This window comes from Streptomyces cinereospinus (genome assembly GCF_042430725.1).
GTDB classification, from domain to species: Bacteria; Actinomycetota; Actinomycetes; order Streptomycetales; family Streptomycetaceae; genus Streptomyces; species Streptomyces cinereospinus.
Genome location: NZ_JBHMCY010000033.1, coordinates 14,602 through 31,466 on the forward strand (window position 1 = coordinate 14,602; position 16,865 = coordinate 31,466).

Here is a 16,865-nt window from a genome sequence, read left to right on the forward strand (position 1 = left end):
CTGCGCACGCGGCGAGTCCGAGGAGACGTGACCGGGGGCGCAGCCGGTGCGTGCCGCGGTCCCGCACGCGCGTCGTGCGCGTACGGGACCGGGGAGCACCGGAGTCAGCTGAGCGGATCCAGGGTCAGGTAGGCCTGCTGCGGATCGCCGTCGTGGACCAGCGACTCGTGGTGGCCGACGTCGTCGAAGGCGAAGGCGTACGCCTTGCCGTCGGCCATCCGGTCGTGGATGACCCGGGCGTAGTGGTTGGTCACCCCGTCCTGGTAGAAGTTCGCCGACGAGGTGTCCGGCTGGTTCGCGTTGCTGAGCAGGGTCGAGCGGTTGAAGCCCGCGCAGAGCGTGCGCGAGATGGGGCCGCGCACCTGGTCGTTGGGGGCGTCGAGCAGCCGGTGGCAGCCGAAGACGCTGCTCGCGTCGGGCTTCTGGAAGCTGGTGACGACCGCGCCGGAGCTGTTGGTGAAGTTCATCACGCCGCCGGAGACCCGCCCGAAGTACCTCGTGTTCGGCTGATCGGCGAACGGGGCGACGGTGAGCGTCGTCGTGGCGTACCGCTGCCAGACCCGGTCGATGTAGTCGTTCATCACCGTCGCCGGAAGGGCTCCGGTCTCCACCGCGTACAGCGGCGACAGCGCCCGCAGGACGGTGCCGTCCGACCGGGTATGGACCAGCCCGCCCCAGCCGCCCGGCTGGGCGCGCAGCGCGTCGAACACCGCGTTGTAGCCGCCCGCCTTCAGCCGGCCGGTGGTGCTGACCTGGCCGTCGGCACGCTGCACCCCGACCGAGTAGGGCGCGGAGAACATGTCGACCTGTGTGCTGTTGAGCCACAGGCCGGCGTCGTTGAGCGTGTACTCGGACCAGTTGAAGAGGATGTTCCGGTTCGGGTCGCTCGGGTTCTGCACGGCCGGCTGCACCAGACCGCCCGTGGCGAGGCGGAAGTCGAGCTTCTGGCCGTAGGAGAAGTAGATCCGTCCGGACAGCTTGGGGATCCGGATGGTCCTGGACTGCCCGGCGGCCGGGCCGGGGATCGACGCGTCCGGCGCCGGGGTCGGCGGGTTGCCACCGGCCGGCCAGGCGTGGAAGGTGCCGTCGGCGTCGGCCCAGCCCTGCTGACCGGTTGTCAGCGAGGTGCCGAGCGTGTAGACGTACACCGGCTCGCCGCGGCCGGAGTTGTTGGTGATCTGCAGGGGAATCGTCTCGGGCACCGCGGCGTCCGCGGCCGGTGCCGATCCGACGGTGAACAGGGCGCCGAGCAGGGTGGCCGCCGCGGCCGCCGTGAGGAGCCGGTGTGTGAGGCTGGCTAGCACTCTCCACCTCCGTGCGATGTGGGGGGAATTGGTCCGTACCTGTTGTGAGAGCGCTCTCAGCGTCACGCCAAGGTGCGTGCATGTCAATAAGTTCAACAAGGAACGACGAAGGAAAAGGCGGTGCCGCCGGTCGGGGCACCGCCGTCGGGTCGTCGGGGAGGCGGAACGGGACGCCGGTTCGGCGCGCCGGTCAGAAGGTGCGGTCCAGGAGATCCAGCAGCGCCGCCCAGTGCCGCCGGTCGCCCTCCGCGTGGTACGACGCGGTGTCGGCCTGGGTGAATCCGTGCGGCGCGTCCGGGTAGACCTCGCAGCGGTGCCGCACCCCGGCCGCCGTCAGTGCCTCCTCCAGCCGCCGCGCCTGCTCCGGCGGGAGCGACGGGTCGTGGTCGGCGTGCCCGAAGTACAGCTCCGCGCTGACCCGGTCCGCCACCAGGTGCGGGCTGTCGGGCGTGTCGGTCGCCAGGTGCGCGCCGTGGAAACCGGCCGCCGCCGCGACCCGGTCCGGATACGTCCCGGCGGTGAGCAGCGCCAGCCGCGCGCCGAAGCAGTAGCCGGTCACCGCGACCGGGCCGTCCGCCGCCTCCGGGCGCTGCGCCAGCCACCGCAGGTATGCGCCGGCGTCGCGCATCGCGCGTTCCGGCGTCAAGTCCCGCATCATCGGAAGGATCTGCCCGAAGAGACCCTCGCGTGAGGCGTCGTCGATGAACTCGGGCAACTCGGCGACCGGCGCGCGCCCGTGGCGGTGGAAGAGGTTCGGCACCAGGACCGTGTATCCCGCCCCGGCCAGCCGGTCGGCCATCGCCTTCAGCTGCGGCCGCAGCCCGAAGGCGTCCATGAGGAGCAGGACCGCCGGACGCGGGCCGCCGTCGTCGGGGTGGGTCAGATAGGCGTCGGCGGTGCCGTCCTCGGTGGGGATGTCGACGTCCGTTCCCTGTACGGCTGTCATGGCGGGCTGCCTTTCTGCGCGGTCTGCGGCGAGGGGCCCCTCGGCTCGACGGGCCCGGCGGCGGTCATCGTGACACGCGCGGGTAAGAGCCGGGCCGGCCGCCCTCACCCGCGGCGGGACGGCGGGGCCGAGTGCCGTGTCCGGCGGAGGCGGGGCGGGGGCGGCTGCGGTGACTGCCGTGGGTGGGCGTGGGGGCTGCTGTCGTGTCCGCGACGAGTGGGGGCGGGGCTGTTGTCGTGCGTGCGCGGGTGGGAGCGGAGGAGGCCGGCGTGCCCGCCGTCGAGCCGGGCTACTCGAACCGTGCGGTGTCGCCCGCCCCGCGACGTACGATCTCGGCCTCGCCCCCGGAGAAGTCGACCACCGTCGTCGGTTCCGTCCCGCAGTCCCCGGAGTCGACGACCCCGTCCAGGACGTGGTCCAGCCGGTCCTTGATCTCCCAGCCCTGCGTCAGCGGCTCCTCCTCGTCGGGCAGGAGCAGCGTGCTGGACAGCAGCGGCTCGCCGATCTCGGCGAGCAGGGCCTGGGTGACGACGTGGTCGGGGATGCGCACGCCGACCGTCTTCTTCCTGGGGTGCTGCAGCATGCGCGGCACCTCCTTCGTCGCGGGCAGGATGAACGTGTAGCTGCCCGGCGTGGACGCCTTGACCGCGCGGAACACGTCCTTGTCCACCTGCACGAACTGGCCGAGCTGCGCGAAGTCCTGGCAGACCAGGGTGAAGTGGTGCCGGTCGTCCAGCCGGCGGATGGACCGGATCCGGTCGATGCCGTCCTTGCTGCCCAGCCGGCAGCCGAGCGCGTAGCAGGAGTCGGTGGGGTACGCGATGAGCGCCCCCGACCGGACACTGTCGGCCACCTGGGCGATGGTGCGCGGCTGGGGGTTGTCGGGGTGCACGTCGTAGTACTTCGCCATCTGCCGAGCTTATGCCGGGCGGGCCGGTTGCCGATGGAGCCGGCCGGGGGCTCTGCGGCAGATAAGTACATTGAGGTGCCTATGTCTCCATACCCATCCCGCTCCTCGTGTCCGTCCCGGCGCATCCTCGCAGAACGCGGGAAACGCCCGCCGCTCGGCCTCGGAGGGCGTGTTCCGGCTGCACCGCGACACCGGAGCGTCACCGGACACGACGAATGGCCCGCCCGGCCGGCGTGGGTTCGCGCCGCCCGCTCACCGGTCAGTCGATATATGTGATCACACTGTGAGACGTGCGCCAAGGGGTTCGTGCGAGCGATGGGGCCGGTGAGCTGGGGTGATCCGGCCGAGCACCCTCACTCGGCCTCAGGTCGCCGGAACGAAAGGTTCCCAAGCGGGCCGGGCCAGTGTTATATCAAATACACATAGCTTGACCTGTACCGATCTCCTGGGGAGCTCGTCGTGATCCTCGTAACCGCAGCAAGTGGCCGCACCGGCCGGAGCCTGATTCGCGCGTTGACCCGTGAGGGCAAGGAGGTCCGGGCCGCGGACATCGCCCCGTCGGTCCATGAGACCCGTGACCTCGGCGCGTCCGAGACCGTCGTGGCCGACCTCCTGGAGCCGGCCGAGCTCCGCAAGGCGATGGAGGGGGTGGAGTCGGTCGTCCACATCGGTCCGCTGTTCCACCACCGCGAGGCCGACATCGGCCGCGCCGTCGTCGCGGAGGCACGGCGGCACGACGTACAGCACTTCGTGCAGTTCTCCGTGGTCCACCCGCAGATCGAGCAGCTGCTGAACCACCAGGCCAAGCTCGCGGTCGAGCGCGCCGTGATCGAGTCACCGATCCCGTTCACGATCCTGCAGCCGATGCACTACCTGCAGAACATCGACGTCGCCGGCACCGTCGCGTCCGGCGTCTACGCCAAGCCGCACTCGGCCGACTCCCGCCTCGCGCACGTCGACCTCGAAGACGTCACCGAGGTCGCGGCGCGTGTGGTCGGCGACCCGCACCACCACTACGCGACGTACGAGCTGTCGGGCAGCGACTACGTCACGGGCCACGAGATCGCCGAGGTCCTTGCCGAGCTGTCGGGCCGGCCGGTCGTCGCAGAGGTCCAGGCGCTCAGCGACCTCGTGAGTCCCGAGCGCCAGCGACTGGCGGAGGCCGAGTTCCCCTACGACATCATGTACCGCCTCTTCGGGCATTACAGCCGCTACGGCATCACGGGCAACCCCAACGTGCTGACCTGGCTGCTCGGCCGCCGGCCGACCACGCTGCGCGAGTACGTCCAGCGCGAGCTCGACGCCGCGAAGGCCTGACCTCGATCCCGGCGTCACCTCGGTGACCGGCCGCCCGGGACCGGGCCCCACGGCGACGACGGCGGCTGGAAGACCGGTGACCCGTCCGCGCGCGGGAGCCGCCACCGCCGACGCAGTCGCCGAGAGGAAGCCGCCACCGAGGCCGCCACGTGCCGGGCCGCCGGATCCGGGACCGGGGCGACCGCGGCCAGGCGTTGGCCGGCGCCTCCGCCCTGTGGCGGCGCCTCTGCCCCGACCACCCGGCCCGGTGACCTTCACCGCCCGGGTGGCTGGTTGTGCCTTCCCGCAAGGCGGCTGAGGACGTGCCGTTTCCCGGAATGGGTGTGCGGGTGGAGCGGATGAGGGACTCCTGCACGCCCCGGTGGGGGAGGAGATGCCGACGGCTGGAGCGGGCCGGGCGCGCGCGTGCGCGGCACCCACCGACGCATCGTGGAAGAGCGGCCGCCGGGCTCTCACCATGTCAGGGGGCCCGGCTGTGGGTCCGCCCGTACTACTGCGACCGGAAGAGCTGTTCCCGCAAGACGTTCGTCGAGCAGGGGTCGTGTCCCTGCTCGCGATGCAGCCGGTCGTCCGGCGGCCGCGTCGGTGGTGCTGGGCAGCGCGGGCGCTGTCCGGGCGCTCGGCAGGGCAGAGCTGGTCATGCTTTCCCCGGGCAGGCAGCGGCGGGGGAAGGCGCTGCCTGCGTCGTGCAGTTCGACGAGCGCGGCAGCGACCGGCCGCGTGAGCGCGACGGGGACAGGGTCACCCTGCACCTCCCGTGTCGAACTGCCCGTGGCCGCCCGTTCCCCGCCCGCCCCGCCGGCCTGTCCGTAGCAAGGCTTGCGGGCACCAGCGCACCGAGTTCTTTTGGCTCCGACAGTCGTTCGACGCTCAGGCCGGTGGTGGGCTGATACACGGACGTGGCCTGCGAGGAGAGGCCGTCCCGGGTGGGGGTGAGCCTTCGACTGCCGGTTCGAGGGCGGTACCCGAACTCGTCCGTACCGTGGAGCCGACTCACGTGCGTACGGACACCGGCCCGCTCCGCGAGAAAGCGGAGGCCCACCGGGGCGCACCGTGAGGTAAGGTCCCCGACCGATGTGCCCGGCGCGGGCGCGCAGCGAGGTCAAGGGGCAGGGAGACGAGGTGGCCGGCCGACAGGGCGAGGACCGTCGCACGGACGGGGCCGACGGCACGCACGCCACATGGGCGCGGGAACTGCTCGACCATCTGCGGCCGTCCGGACGCGACGTCCGCAAGGTCGTGGCCTGGCTCGCCGGGGCCGCGGACGCCGACGTGGCGCTCCAGGACGGCGCGGGCACCCTGCTCGCCGGCACCCGCACGCCCCTCGACGAGGCCCTGGTCGCCGACGTCACCGCCGGCCGGATCGCCTCCGCCGCGCTGCAGGACCACGGACGCCACCTGCGGCTGGTCCGGGTCGACCTCCCGCACGCCGCGACCGCGGGCGTCCTGGCCGTCTCCCGTCCCGACCCCTTCGACCGGCGCACCGCCGACATCGTCACCCACACCGCCGGCGTCCTCGAACTGCTGCTGCGCGCCCGGGAGAGCGCCGCGGCCGGGCACCGGCTGCGCCGCGCCACCGCGGACCTGCGGCTGGCCATCCTGCAACTGCTGATGGTCGAGGACACCGTCTCCGCCCGCCGGGTCGCCGCCGGGCTCTGGCCGGGCCTGCTCGACACGGACACGGCCTGCGTCTACGTCGCCGAGAGCCACCCCGAGGACCGTGACCGGCTCGCCGAGGAGTGCCTCACCGCCACCTCCGAGCAGGCCCTCGTCGTGCGCTGCCCGGCCGTCGACGCGCAGGTGATCGTCGTGACGCCCGGCGAGGCCGCCGCCGCGGCACTGCGGGCGCTGGTCGGCGGCCGCCCCGGCACCTACCTCGGCGGCAGCGCCCGGCAGAGTCTCGCCCAGACCGCCACCGCCTACGGCCAGGCCGTCAGCGCCCTGGCCGTGGCGCACGTCCGCCCCGACCAGACGGCGGTGTACGCCGAACGCACCCACCCCGAACGCCTCATGGACCCGGCCGTGCTCCGCGTCTGGGCGGCCCGCGTCCTGCGTCCCCTGGACGCGCTGCCGCACCACACCCGAGCCGAACTCCTCGCCACCACCCGCCTGGGGCTGGAGTTCACCGCGGTCAACGCGGCCGCCGTGCTCGGCGTCAGCCGCAACACCGTGCGCGCCCGGATGGAACGCGTCGAGGGACTGCTCGGCACCGACCTGTCCGACCTCACCGCCCGGGCCGTCGTCCACCTGGCCCTGAACACCCAGGAGGGCCTCGCCCAGCAGCCCGGCGGCCACGGCGGCGCGGACGCCTGGCTGGCCGACCTGCTGGCCGGTCCCGCCCTGCGCACCTGGGCCGGTGACCTCCTGCGCCGCCTGGACCGGGACACCCGCAGCCTGCGCCGCACCCTGCGCACCTGGATCGCGGCCGGCGGCAACGCCGAACGGGCCGCGCACCTGCTGGGCGTGCACCCGCAGACCGTGCGCGAGCACGTGCGCAGCGCAGAACCCGTCCTCGAACGCCGGCTGCTGGCCGGAGGCAGCGACCTCTACGAGGTCGTGCTCGCCCACCTGGCGCTCGGCGACCTCGGCCAGCCCGCCCTGCACGGGGCGAATCCGGGCCATCCGGACGCACCTGTGCACGGGTGAGTCCTCCCGGCGTCCGAACGGGCATGGCTACGGTTCACAACTGCCCGGCCCGGCACGTAGGTTCGAGCCAGCCGCCGCAGGGGCACGACCGGAACGGGGGACCGGTCGCGCCCCGGGCGGCATCCGGCGTCACCCCCGCAGCCGTACCGGCACTTCCTGCCGGCCGCGAACGCGGGTGCCGGGAGAGGCCGGGCAGGACGGGACCCGGAGCCCCGGCGGCGAGGCACGCGCAGCACAGTACAACCGGCGGCGACCGGTCTTCTGTGAAGCGGGGCAACTTGGCTTCGAATCCGCCCGCTTCCCGCCCGTTTCCGGTGATGGTTGTCTGAATCACCCTCCCCGAGTGCGGTCCGGCGTTCCCGGCGGTCGAGTTCGACGTCCGTCCGCGTGCTCGACGCGTCTCGCCGGTCCCCCTGTGTGCCCGGCGGTCCGAGGGGTACCCGTGCCGGGCTGAGGGGTCCGCGTCCGAGGGACCCCGCCGAACCGGTGGAGGAGGAGGCCCGGATGACCAGTGGCACGGAGACCGGCGGCGTGACCGGCACGCCGGACAAGGACTACAACCTGATCTGGTACGTGGAGGCGTGTCTGAGCAACGCGCTGCGCCTGGAGCAGTACATCCAGGACGCCGAGCGCGAGAAGGACACGGAGGTCGCGGACCTGTTCCGCAAGGCCCAGGCGGACAGCCGCAAGGGCGCCGAACTGGGCAAGGCCCTCCTGCGCTCCCGGCTCGACGGCGCCTGATCCGGCCTGCCGGCCGGCCGGGGCCCGGACACCGACGCCCGACGCCGGTGTCCGGGCCCTCGTACGTGCCGGGGCCGCCGCCCCGGCCCCCCACGGCGCCCTGCGGCAGCGGCTGCTCGGCCCGGATCACCGTGCCGCCGGGCAGGTAGCGGGTGCCCCGGCGTACGGCCGGCCGGGCGACCGGGAACAGGTCGCGCCCGCCCTCGCCGGTCATCGCCGCGCACCGCGGACGCGGGGCGGTGCTGCCGCCGTCGAACACCTCGCAGACCAGGCTGCGGTCGCGCGGCACCCGCACCCGGATCGGCGCGCCGGCGTACCGGACCGGACGCTCGGCGTGCGGTGCTGCGGGGGACGGGCGGGCCGGGTCCGGTTCCGGCCCGAGGGGCGGACACCATGTGCCCTGTCCGCCCGCCCCGGCCGGACGAGGCGTGGCTGGTCACGCCGCGTGGCGCGGCGGACAGGTGCCGGCGGTACGGCGGTGCGCCCTCGGCGGTGCGGCGAAGGGGCGTGCGGCCGTACGGCGCTCAGTCCGGGTGACCGGTCCGGCGGGCGGCGAGCAGCAGCGCGATGTCGTCGGGCCGGTCGGCGGTGTGCCGCGCCACCGCCGTGAGCCGGTCCGCGACGGCGACCAGGGAACGGCCGCCCGGCCGGCCCACCGACGCACCCGCCTTGGCCAGCGCCACCCGCAGCGCGCCGATCCCCACGTCGATGTCGTCCCCCGTGCGCTCCACCAGTCCGTCCGTGTAGAGCGCGAGCACGGCACCCGGCGCCATCTCCAGCCCGGTCACCGGGTACCGGGCGACCGGGTCCACCCCCAGCACCACACCGCCTGGGATGTCCACCACCTCGGTGCGGCCCTCCGGACGGCGCAGCAGCGGCGGCGGATGCCCCGCCCGGGCCGTCCGGGCCCGGCCGGTGACGGGGTCGAGACGGACGTAGCAGCAGGACGCGAACTGGCCGGGGTCGAGGTCGATGAGCAGATGGTTGATGCCGCTCAGCACCTCGTCGGGCGGCCGGTCGTCGAGCGCGAACGCGCGCACCGCGCTGCGCAGCTGCCCCATGGTCGCCGCGGCCTGCACCCCGTGCCCCTGCACGTCGCCGATCACCAGCGCGAGCCCGTCGCCGGCCTCCACGACGTCGTACCAGTCGCCTCCCACGTCCATGCCCTGGGTGCCCGGCAGGTACCGGCCCGCCGTCTCCACCCGCGGGTGGAGCGGCAGTCGCCGGGGGAGCAGGGCGCGTTGCAGCCCGCGCGCGAGCGCGGCCTCGGTCTCGTAGCGCTGGGCCTTCTCCATGGCGTGCGCGATCAGCCCGGCGAGCGCGGTGAGCACCGTGCGCTCCTCGGTGCTGAAGCTGCGGGACCGGTCGAAGCCGAGGATGCAGGAGCCGACCGGCCGCCCCGAGGCGATCAGCGGCAGGAAGGCGCGCGCCCCCTCGGTGGTGTCCAGGGCGATGCCCGGGTAGGCGTCCGCCAGCTGCTGCATCGAGTCGAAGAACAGCGGCCGGCCGGTGGTCAGCGTCTCCACGCCGGGCAGCCGGGCGTCGAGGCCGACACCCTCGAAGGGCGTCAGGAACCCCGCCGGGAAGCCGGTCTCCCAGGCCAGGTACAGGTGCCGTTCCTGAAGCAGGTAGAGGGCGAGGCGGCGGCCGCCGAACGCGGGCAGCAGCTCCTGCATGACCACGGCGGAGACCTGACGGGCGGTGGTCGCCTCGGTCAGCGCGATGGCCAGCACGATCGGCCGGTGCACCAGGGAGGGCGCGGCCACCTCGGCGCAGCCGCCGGGGCCGTCCGGCCGCCCGGCCGGGACCGGGGCCTGCGCACCGCGGTGCGCGGGGGCGACGGTGCAGGTCAGGAACTCGGGGCCGGGGTGGACGGAGACGGCCAGCCAGTCACCGTCGTACGGCTCGAACCGCTCGGCGCCGGTCCGGGGCGCGCCCGGCGACGGCCGTCTGACGTGGAAGTGCACGGCTCCGGGGGACAGCAGCGCCGCCCGCAGATGGTCCTCGAACGCCGACCTGCCCAGCCAGGGCACCCCCTCCCACAGCGTGCGCCCGAGGAACCGGGCCCGCGGCTCGCCCAGCAGTTCGGCGACGCGCGGATTGGCGTACACGATCAGCCCGAGCCGGTCCAGGCAGAGCACGCCCTGCGGCAGCTGGTCGGCGGCCGCGTCGGCCACCGAGTCCGCGTCCAGCACGACGCCGGCGACCCGCTGCTCCGGTCCGGCCGCGGCGGTGTCCGGGCCGCACAGCTCCACCAGCCGGCGCGCGCCCCCGGTGGTCCGCAGGGGCAGCGGCCCGGACGGCTGCTTGCCCCCGGCCGTCTCCCGCAGCAGGTCCACGAGGCGTTCCCGGTCCTCCGCGGCCACGGCCCGGACCAGGGCGTCGGCACCCCAGGGACGGTCCCCGGCGGTGAGCCGGAGCAGCCGCCGCGCGCTGTCGTCGGCCGTGACGACGTCGGTCGTGGGCTGCCAGGAGATCCGGCCGATCCGGGCCGTTCCGGGGCGGGTGCCGGGCGGTCGCACGCACAGCGGTTCGTCGTCCCAGACGAGCGGTACCCCCGCCGCCTCCAGCCGCCGCGCGGCGGCTCCCAGCTCCTCGGCGATCTCGACGACCCGGTCCCGCTCGGTCAGTACCTCGGTGATGTCGGAGGCGGCGGGCAGCAGCACCGTCAGCACGCCGCAGGGGCCCGACGCCCCCCGCACCGGCACGTTGATCGTCCCCATCGGGAACGGCAGCCCGGCCGCGAACTGCGGATAGCGGCGCATGCTCTCCGTGGTGTTCGGCAGCACCACGTTCACGCCGAGCCGGTAGGCGTCGGCGACCGGGAACCGGCGGTCCACGTGCAGCCGCCACCAGGGCCGGTACAGCTGCCCGGGCAGCCCCACGAGGACGGCGAGCCGCAGCACGCCGGGGGCGCCGGAGGGCAGGTAGACACCCGAGGCGTGGCCACCGGCGGCGCGGACCGCCGCGGCCGCGGCGTCGGCCAGCAGCGTGGCCGGCCCGCCGGGCGTCCCGTCACGGCCCTCGGCGCTCCCAGTCATCGGCCCTACCTCGTCCATGCGCGCCGTGGCGCGGGAGGCTGAGCAGAACGCGCCACGACAGAGCAAGAATGCGCCACGACAAGAATGCGCCCCGACGCCCCGTGTCCGCACCCGGGGCGGCCGCGGTGCGGAGCAGGGCCCGCCCCGGGAGGACGTCCGGCGGGTCCTGTCCGCCGAACGGCCGGCCCGGTGGCCCGGGCGTCTCAGGAAGCGCGCAGGGTCCGCTTCGCCAGCTCGTACGCCGGGAGCATCGCCTCGTGCTCCGCGGTGTCCAGCCCGCCCAGGTGCAGCACGACCGGGCCGTCGGGCGTGGTGACGGCGAGCGCGCGCTCGGTCTTCGTCCCGTCCAGCAGCTCGCTGGTGAACAGGTAGCGGACCTCGGTGCCGGTGAGTCCGCCGGCCCGGAACGACCCGTACCGCTCCGCGCTGACGCCCTTCTCGGCGGCGAGGAACTCCTCCAGGACGGCACGCGCGTCGGAGGTTGCCGGCTCGCCGGTCCACACCCGCAAAAAGCCGATGTGCCCGGCGGGCTTGGCGTCCACCTCGCAGGCGGCGGTCACCGGCCCCTGCCGCAGGATCAGGTCGGCGACCTCGTCCGGTACGTCCTGCCCGCCGCCGGCGACGGACTCCGCCTCCCACTTCGCGGCGAGGTCGAAGGTGACGGGCAGCTCGCAGGCCGAGCCCGCGGCCCCGACGCTGCCGCCGCTCACGACGCCCCCGGCCGCCGCCGCCGTCCGCGCCGCGCCGTCCCCGGCCGAGGCGCTCGCCGTCGCCCCGGTGTCCGGCTCCGCCGCCCCGCACCCCGTCACCAGCCCTGCCACCAGCGCCACGAGGACCAGTCCCCGCCCCGTGTCCCCCGCCCCGACCCGCACGCCCGTGTCCCCTCTCGGTTGAGGCGGGCACTGTATCCCGGCCGCCGGCCCGGGCGGCGGGCAGGCCGTGCCGGAGCGGGTGGGAGCCGCCCCCCCCCGCCTGAAGCACCCGTACTGGGAGGCAGGACCGGCCGAACCGCACGGCGTGCGGGAGCAGCGGGAGGGGCGGGAGGAGCCGGCGCACCTGGGCGCGCGGTCCCGCCGGCCGCGGGACGGCCTCCGGCAGCCGCCGCGCGTGGAGGCGGGGCGGCCGAACGGCCGCGCGCGGCGCCCGCCGCGCGGCGCGGAACCCGTCGTTTGCCGTATCGGCAAACGCGTTTGCCCCCCGGCCCCCGGCCGGGCCAGGCTCGGTCGCAGGGCCGCCGAACCCGGCCCGCCAGCCCCCGAGGAGACGCCATGACCGAACTCCCCGCCCCCACCGAAGCCGCCGGCTTCTGGGAGGCCCGCTACCGCGACAGCGACCGCGTCTGGAGCGGCCGCCCCAACGCCCTGCTCGTCGACGAGGTGACCGGCCTGACGCCCGGCACCGCCCTCGACCTGGGCTGCGGGGAGGGCGCCGACGCGGTCTGGCTGGCGTCCCAGGGCTGGCGGGTCACCGGCGTCGACATCTCGCCCACCGCCCTGGAACGCGCCGCCCGGCACGCCGCCGACGCCCAGGTGGACGACCGGACCGCCTGGGAGCGGCACGAACTCGGCCGCACCTTCCCCGAGGGCACCTTCGACCTGGTGAACGCCCAGTACTTGCAGTCCCCGGTCCACCTGGACCAGCAGACGGTGCTGCGACGCGCCGCCGCGGCGGTCGCCGAGCACGGCACGCTGCTGATCGTGATGCACGCCGGCTGGCCGTCCTGGCAGACACGACCGCCGTTCGAGGCCGTGTTCCCCACGCTGGACAGCGTGCCGGCCGCGCTGGCGCTGCCCGAGGACGGCTGGGCTGTGCGGACCGCGCGGACGGTACGCCGCACGAGCGTCTCGCCGGACGGCGAGGAGGGCTTCCGGGAGGACCACGTGTGGCGCATCCGGCGCCGGTGAACCCGCGTCCGGGGTGGCGCCCCACCGCACGCGGGCGGCTCCCGCTTCACGAGGGCGGCCCTCACCTGGGCGGGCGGCCCGCGCCCCTCACGCGGGGCGGCCGCCACCCAGGCGGATGGCCCCACCCGTGCGGACAGGCCCCGTCCTCCCGCCGACGGCCCCGTGTGGTCGGCGCCCGCACCGGGAACTCGGCGGCCATGACCGAGCAGGCAGCACTCCACACGTCGTACTGGCTCGACACCCTTCCGCCCGCCGCCCCGGCACCCCCGCCGTCCGGTGACGTCGAGGTCGACGTCGCCGTCGTCGGCGCCGGGATCGCCGGGCTGAGCACGGCCTGGGAACTGACCCGGCGCGGGCACGGGGTGGCGGTGCTGGAGGCCGACCGGATCGCCGCCGGCGTCACCGGGCACACCACCGCCAAGATCAGCGCCCAGCACACCCTGATCTACGACCGGCTGCGCCGCACCCGCGGCACCGAGGGGGCCCGCCTGTACGCGCGCTCGCAGACGGAGGCGATCCACCACGCCGCCGAGACCGTCGACGAACTGGGCATCGCGTGCGACTGGGAGGACACCGCCGCCTACGCCTTCGCCCAGGGCCGCCGCCGGATCCCCGAGCTGCGGGCCGAGGCCGAGGCGGCCAAGGAGGCGGGACTGACCGCCGAGTTCGTCACGGACACCGACCTGCCGTTCCCGGTCGCGGGCGCGGTGCGGGTCGCCGACCAGGCCCAGTTCCATCCGCGCAAGTACCTGCTGGCGCTGGCCGACGCGATCCGCGAGCGGGGCGGACAGCTGTACGAGGGGACGCGCGTCGTCGGCCTCACCGAGGGCGAACCGTGCGTGCTGACCACGGAGGAGGGCACCCGGGTGACCGCGCGGGCGGTCGTGGTCGCCACGCACTACCCGGTCTTCGACCGCGCCCTGCTCTTCACCCGCCTCTCACCCCGCCGGGAACTGGTGATCGCCGCTCCCGTCGACGCGGCCAAGGCCCCCGAGGGCATGTACATCACCCCCGAGCACCACACCCGCTCGGTGCGCACGGCGCCGTACACGAACGGCAAGCGGCTGCTCATCCTGACCGGCGAGCACTTCACCCCCGGCAGCGGCCAGGACACCGAGGAGCGGTTCGCGACCCTCACCGGCTGGGCCGAACGCCACTTCGGCACGCTGCGCCTCAGCCACCGGTGGGCCACCCAGGACAACGACTCCACCGACCACGTCCCGCTCGTCGGCCCGCTGCACCCCGCCGCCCGGCACGTCTACGTCGCCACCGGCTTCGGCGGCTGGGGCATGAGCGGCGGCATCATGGCCGGGCGGCTGCTCTGCGACCAGATCACCGGGCGTGAGGTGCCGCCGTGGAGCGAGCTGTACGACCCGCGCCGCATCGCACCCGTGCTGCGCGAGGGCGGGCAGTTCATCCGGCACCAGGCCACGGTCGCCCGGCACTTCGTCGGCGACCGGCTGCCGGGCCTGACCCGGCCGGGCCTGGACGACCTCGCCCCGGGGGACGGCGCGGTCCTGCACGTCGGCGGCAGGCGCTGCGCGGTGCACCGGGACGCGGACGGAGGGCTGCACGCCGTGTCCGCGCGCTGCACCCACATGGGCTGCCTCGTGGCGTTCGACCGGGCCGAACAGGCCTGGGAGTGCCCCTGTCACGGCTCCCGCTTCGCCCCCGACGGCCAGGTGCTGCAAGGACCGGCGGTCAAACCCCTGGAACACCGCGACATCTGAGCCCTCCGGCGCGCCGCCTGCCCCACCGCCCCTCCCCGGTGCCGCGACCAGCCCGGCCAGGCCGTCCCCGGTCGGCCGAGGTCCCGCCGACGAGCCGGCCCGGGCGCCTGCCCGACGGTGACCGGCGGGTGCGTGGTGCACCGCGCGGAGTGAACGCCGCACGTTTGACCCGGGCCGATCGGATCACCCGAGGGGGGAGAGCGAACGCCGTCAACGGCTTGGAGTGAACGATCGTGGCGCGAGAGAAGAAGGCCAAGGCGAAGATGGAGCAGGCCAAGGGCAAGGCCAAGGAGGCCGCCGGCCGCGCGGCCGGCAACGAGCGCATGACCGCCGAGGGCCGGATGGAGCAGTCCAAGGGCGACGCCCGTCAGGCCAAGGAGAAGACCAAGGACACGTTCCGGCACTGACGGCCCCCACGGGTCACGAGCGGGTTCCCCGAACTCTCCGGGGAACCCGCTCGTCGTGCGTGCGACGCCCGCGCCCGGCGTGGAGACGCCGGCCGCAGGCCGTCCGCCGTCCTTCGACCCGATACCGGGGCGCCTCCCCGCGTGGCTGCCGGTGGCACGACGGCGTCCCCGCCCCCCGCCGCCCGCGCCGGGCGGGGGGCGGGGACGCCGGTCCGCTCAGTCCTCGGCGACCAGGGCGGGCGTCGACGACGTCAGCACCTCACCGCGGAAGAACGCCGGGCTGCGCCACTGCATCACGGCCATGATCACCAGGCCCAGGGCCAGCAGCCCCACGCCGATCACGAAGACCGAGCCCATGCCCAGCACGGACGAGCCGCTGCCGTAGGCCGGGTCCCACATGTCGATCAGCGTCTTGACGAACACCGCCGCCAGCAGCAGCCCGCCGACCGCCGGGAACAGCCCCTTGAACAGCAGGTCGCGGCCGGAGCGCAGCAGCTGCGCCCGGAAGTACCAGGCGCAGGCGAAGGCCGTCAGCGCGTAGTAGAAGCAGATCATCAGGCCGAGCGCGTAGATGGTGTCGACCAGCACGTGCTCGCTGACCAGGGTCATCACCGTGTAGAAGACACCGGTCGCGACGCCCGCCATCACCGTGGCCCGCCCCGGCGTCCTGAAGCGCGGGTGCACCCGGGCGTAGGAGGCGGGGAGCGCCTCGTACGCCGACATCGCCAGCACCGTGCGGGCCACCGGGATGAAGGTGGTCTGCAGGCTGGCCGCGGCCGACGCGAGCACGGCGACGAAGAGCAGGACGCCCAGCGTCGGGCCCATCACCGGGCCGGCCAGCGCGGCGAAGACGTTGTCGGAGGTCTCCGGGTTGGCGAGGCCGAGCCCTTCGTCGCCGGAGCCGACGACCATCTGCGCCGCGACGCCGGTGGCCAGGTACGAGCCGACCAGCACGACCATGGCGATCAGGGCCGCGCGGCCGGGGGTGCGGCTGCTGCCGCTGGTCTCCTCGTTGGCGGTCAGGCAGGTGTCCCAGCCCCAGTACATGAAGATCGACAGTGACAGGCCGGCGGTGAACGCGGCGAACGACTGCACGGCGAACGGATTCAGCCACGACCAGGAGAACTCCGCCGAGGTCGGGAAGCCGGTACCGCCCGCCTTGCCGAAGGCCATCGCCACGAACACGGCGAGCACCAGCAGCTGCAACCCCACCAGCGCGTACTGCACGCCCTTGGTCGCGGTCATCCCGCGGTAGCTGATCACCGTCGCGATCGCGATCAGGGCGAGGCAGGTGATGATGTGGACGGCCTTGTTCCCGTCCAGCGCGGCGACGGACTCACTGCCCGTGACCTCGCCCGCCAGCAGCCAGAAGTAGGAGGTGGCCACGCCGGCCAGGTTCGACAGCACGATGATCGTGGCGATCACCAGCCCCCAGCCGCACATCCAGCCCACGCGCGGCCCGAACGCCTTCACCGTCCAGGTGAACGAGGTGCCGCAGTCCGGCATCGCCTTGTTCAGCTCGCGGTAGGCGAAGGCGACCAGCAGCATCGGCAGGAAGCCGGCGAGGAAGACGGCGGGCATCTGCACGCCGACCTCGCCCGCGGTGGAGCCCAGTGTCGAGGTGAGGCAGTACACCGGGGCCACGGTGGACACACCGATGACCGCGCTGCCCAGCAGGCCGACGGAGTTCCCGCTCAGGCCCTTGGCGCGCATCCCCTCGGCGGGGGCCGCGCCCGTGTCTCCGGCCTCGGGCCGTGTGTCCAGCTGCGTCATGAACAGGACGTTAATTCCTGCGGTTTCCGTGCTGGCTCCCTGTGACGTCGGCCTGGTCCACGGCGGAATATCCGGTCAATCATCGGTGTGAAGCCCTTCTTTCCTGGGATTGAAAGGCTATCTGTCGGAACTGCGCTTGACTTCCA

Annotated in this window: 12 protein-coding genes; 6 read left to right on the top strand and 6 right to left on the bottom strand. The window is 74.3% G+C overall.

Translation table 11 applies throughout. The features are described from left to right. Positions 1-104: 104 nt before the first annotated feature. The 3 genes from ACFF45_RS18560 to ACFF45_RS18570 form a co-directional block, all read right to left on the bottom strand. A complete protein-coding gene (locus ACFF45_RS18560) occupies positions 105-1,304 on the bottom strand; it encodes a glycoside hydrolase family 64 protein (protein WP_381347320.1) in 1,200 nt (399 codons plus the stop codon). A 190-nt stretch (positions 1,305-1,494) separates the two neighbouring features. Continuing rightward, positions 1,495-2,250, bottom strand: coding sequence for a dienelactone hydrolase family protein (locus ACFF45_RS18565; RefSeq protein ID WP_381347322.1), 756 nt, complete (start codon positions 2,248-2,250; stop codon positions 1,495-1,497). Positions 2,251-2,539: 289 nt separating this feature from the next. Next, a complete protein-coding gene (locus tag ACFF45_RS18570; RefSeq protein WP_381347324.1) occupies positions 2,540-3,160 on the bottom strand; it encodes an L-threonylcarbamoyladenylate synthase in 621 nt (206 codons plus the stop codon). Between the two features lie 459 nt (positions 3,161-3,619). On the opposite strand from ACFF45_RS18570, the gene ACFF45_RS18575 reads away from it, so the two are divergent. The 3 genes from ACFF45_RS18575 (at position 3,620) to ACFF45_RS18585 (ending at position 7,864) form a co-directional block, all read left to right on the top strand. Further along, positions 3,620-4,477 carry an SDR family oxidoreductase gene (locus ACFF45_RS18575; protein WP_381347326.1) on the top strand — a complete coding sequence of 286 codons (858 nt, stop codon included), beginning with the start codon at positions 3,620-3,622 and terminating at the stop codon, positions 4,475-4,477. A gap of 1,122 nt (positions 4,478-5,599) precedes the next feature. Continuing rightward, a complete protein-coding gene (locus tag ACFF45_RS18580) occupies positions 5,600-7,123 on the top strand; it encodes a helix-turn-helix domain-containing protein (RefSeq protein WP_381347328.1) in 1,524 nt (507 codons plus the stop codon). 504 nt (positions 7,124-7,627) lie between these two features. Then, positions 7,628-7,864, top strand: a complete 237-nt coding sequence (locus ACFF45_RS18585; RefSeq protein WP_381347330.1) for a hypothetical protein — start codon at positions 7,628-7,630, stop codon at positions 7,862-7,864. A 524-nt stretch (positions 7,865-8,388) separates the two neighbouring features. Here the strand turns inward: ACFF45_RS18585 and ACFF45_RS18590 are convergent. Together ACFF45_RS18590 and ACFF45_RS18595 are read right to left on the bottom strand one after the other, a co-directional pair. After that, on the bottom strand, positions 8,389-10,905 hold the full coding sequence (locus ACFF45_RS18590) for a SpoIIE family protein phosphatase (protein ID WP_381347332.1): 2,517 nt from the start codon (positions 10,903-10,905) through the stop codon (positions 8,389-8,391). Between the two features lie 203 nt (positions 10,906-11,108). Next, positions 11,109-11,777 carry a lipoprotein gene (locus ACFF45_RS18595; RefSeq protein WP_381347334.1) on the bottom strand — a complete coding sequence of 223 codons (669 nt, stop codon included), beginning with the start codon at positions 11,775-11,777 and terminating at the stop codon, positions 11,109-11,111. 396 nt (positions 11,778-12,173) lie between these two features. Here ACFF45_RS18595 and ACFF45_RS18600 point away from each other — a divergent pair, with 396 nt between their 5' ends. The 3 genes from ACFF45_RS18600 (at position 12,174) to ACFF45_RS18610 (ending at position 14,946) form a co-directional block, all read left to right on the top strand. Next, a complete protein-coding gene (locus ACFF45_RS18600; RefSeq protein ID WP_381347336.1) occupies positions 12,174-12,809 on the top strand; it encodes a class I SAM-dependent methyltransferase in 636 nt (211 codons plus the stop codon). 197 nt (positions 12,810-13,006) lie between these two features. Next, positions 13,007-14,539, top strand: a complete 1,533-nt coding sequence (locus ACFF45_RS18605) for an FAD-dependent oxidoreductase (protein ID WP_381347337.1) — start codon at positions 13,007-13,009, stop codon at positions 14,537-14,539. 233 nt (positions 14,540-14,772) lie between these two features. Next, complete coding sequence (locus tag ACFF45_RS18610) at positions 14,773-14,946, top strand: CsbD family protein (RefSeq protein WP_381347339.1); 174 nt, start codon at positions 14,773-14,775, stop codon at positions 14,944-14,946. 216 nt (positions 14,947-15,162) lie between these two features. On the opposite strand, the gene ACFF45_RS18615 is transcribed toward ACFF45_RS18610, so the two are convergent. Further along, positions 15,163-16,719 carry an APC family permease gene (locus tag ACFF45_RS18615; RefSeq protein ID WP_381347341.1) on the bottom strand — a complete coding sequence of 519 codons (1,557 nt, stop codon included), beginning with the start codon at positions 16,717-16,719 and terminating at the stop codon, positions 15,163-15,165. Positions 16,720-16,865: the final 146 nt, after the last annotated feature.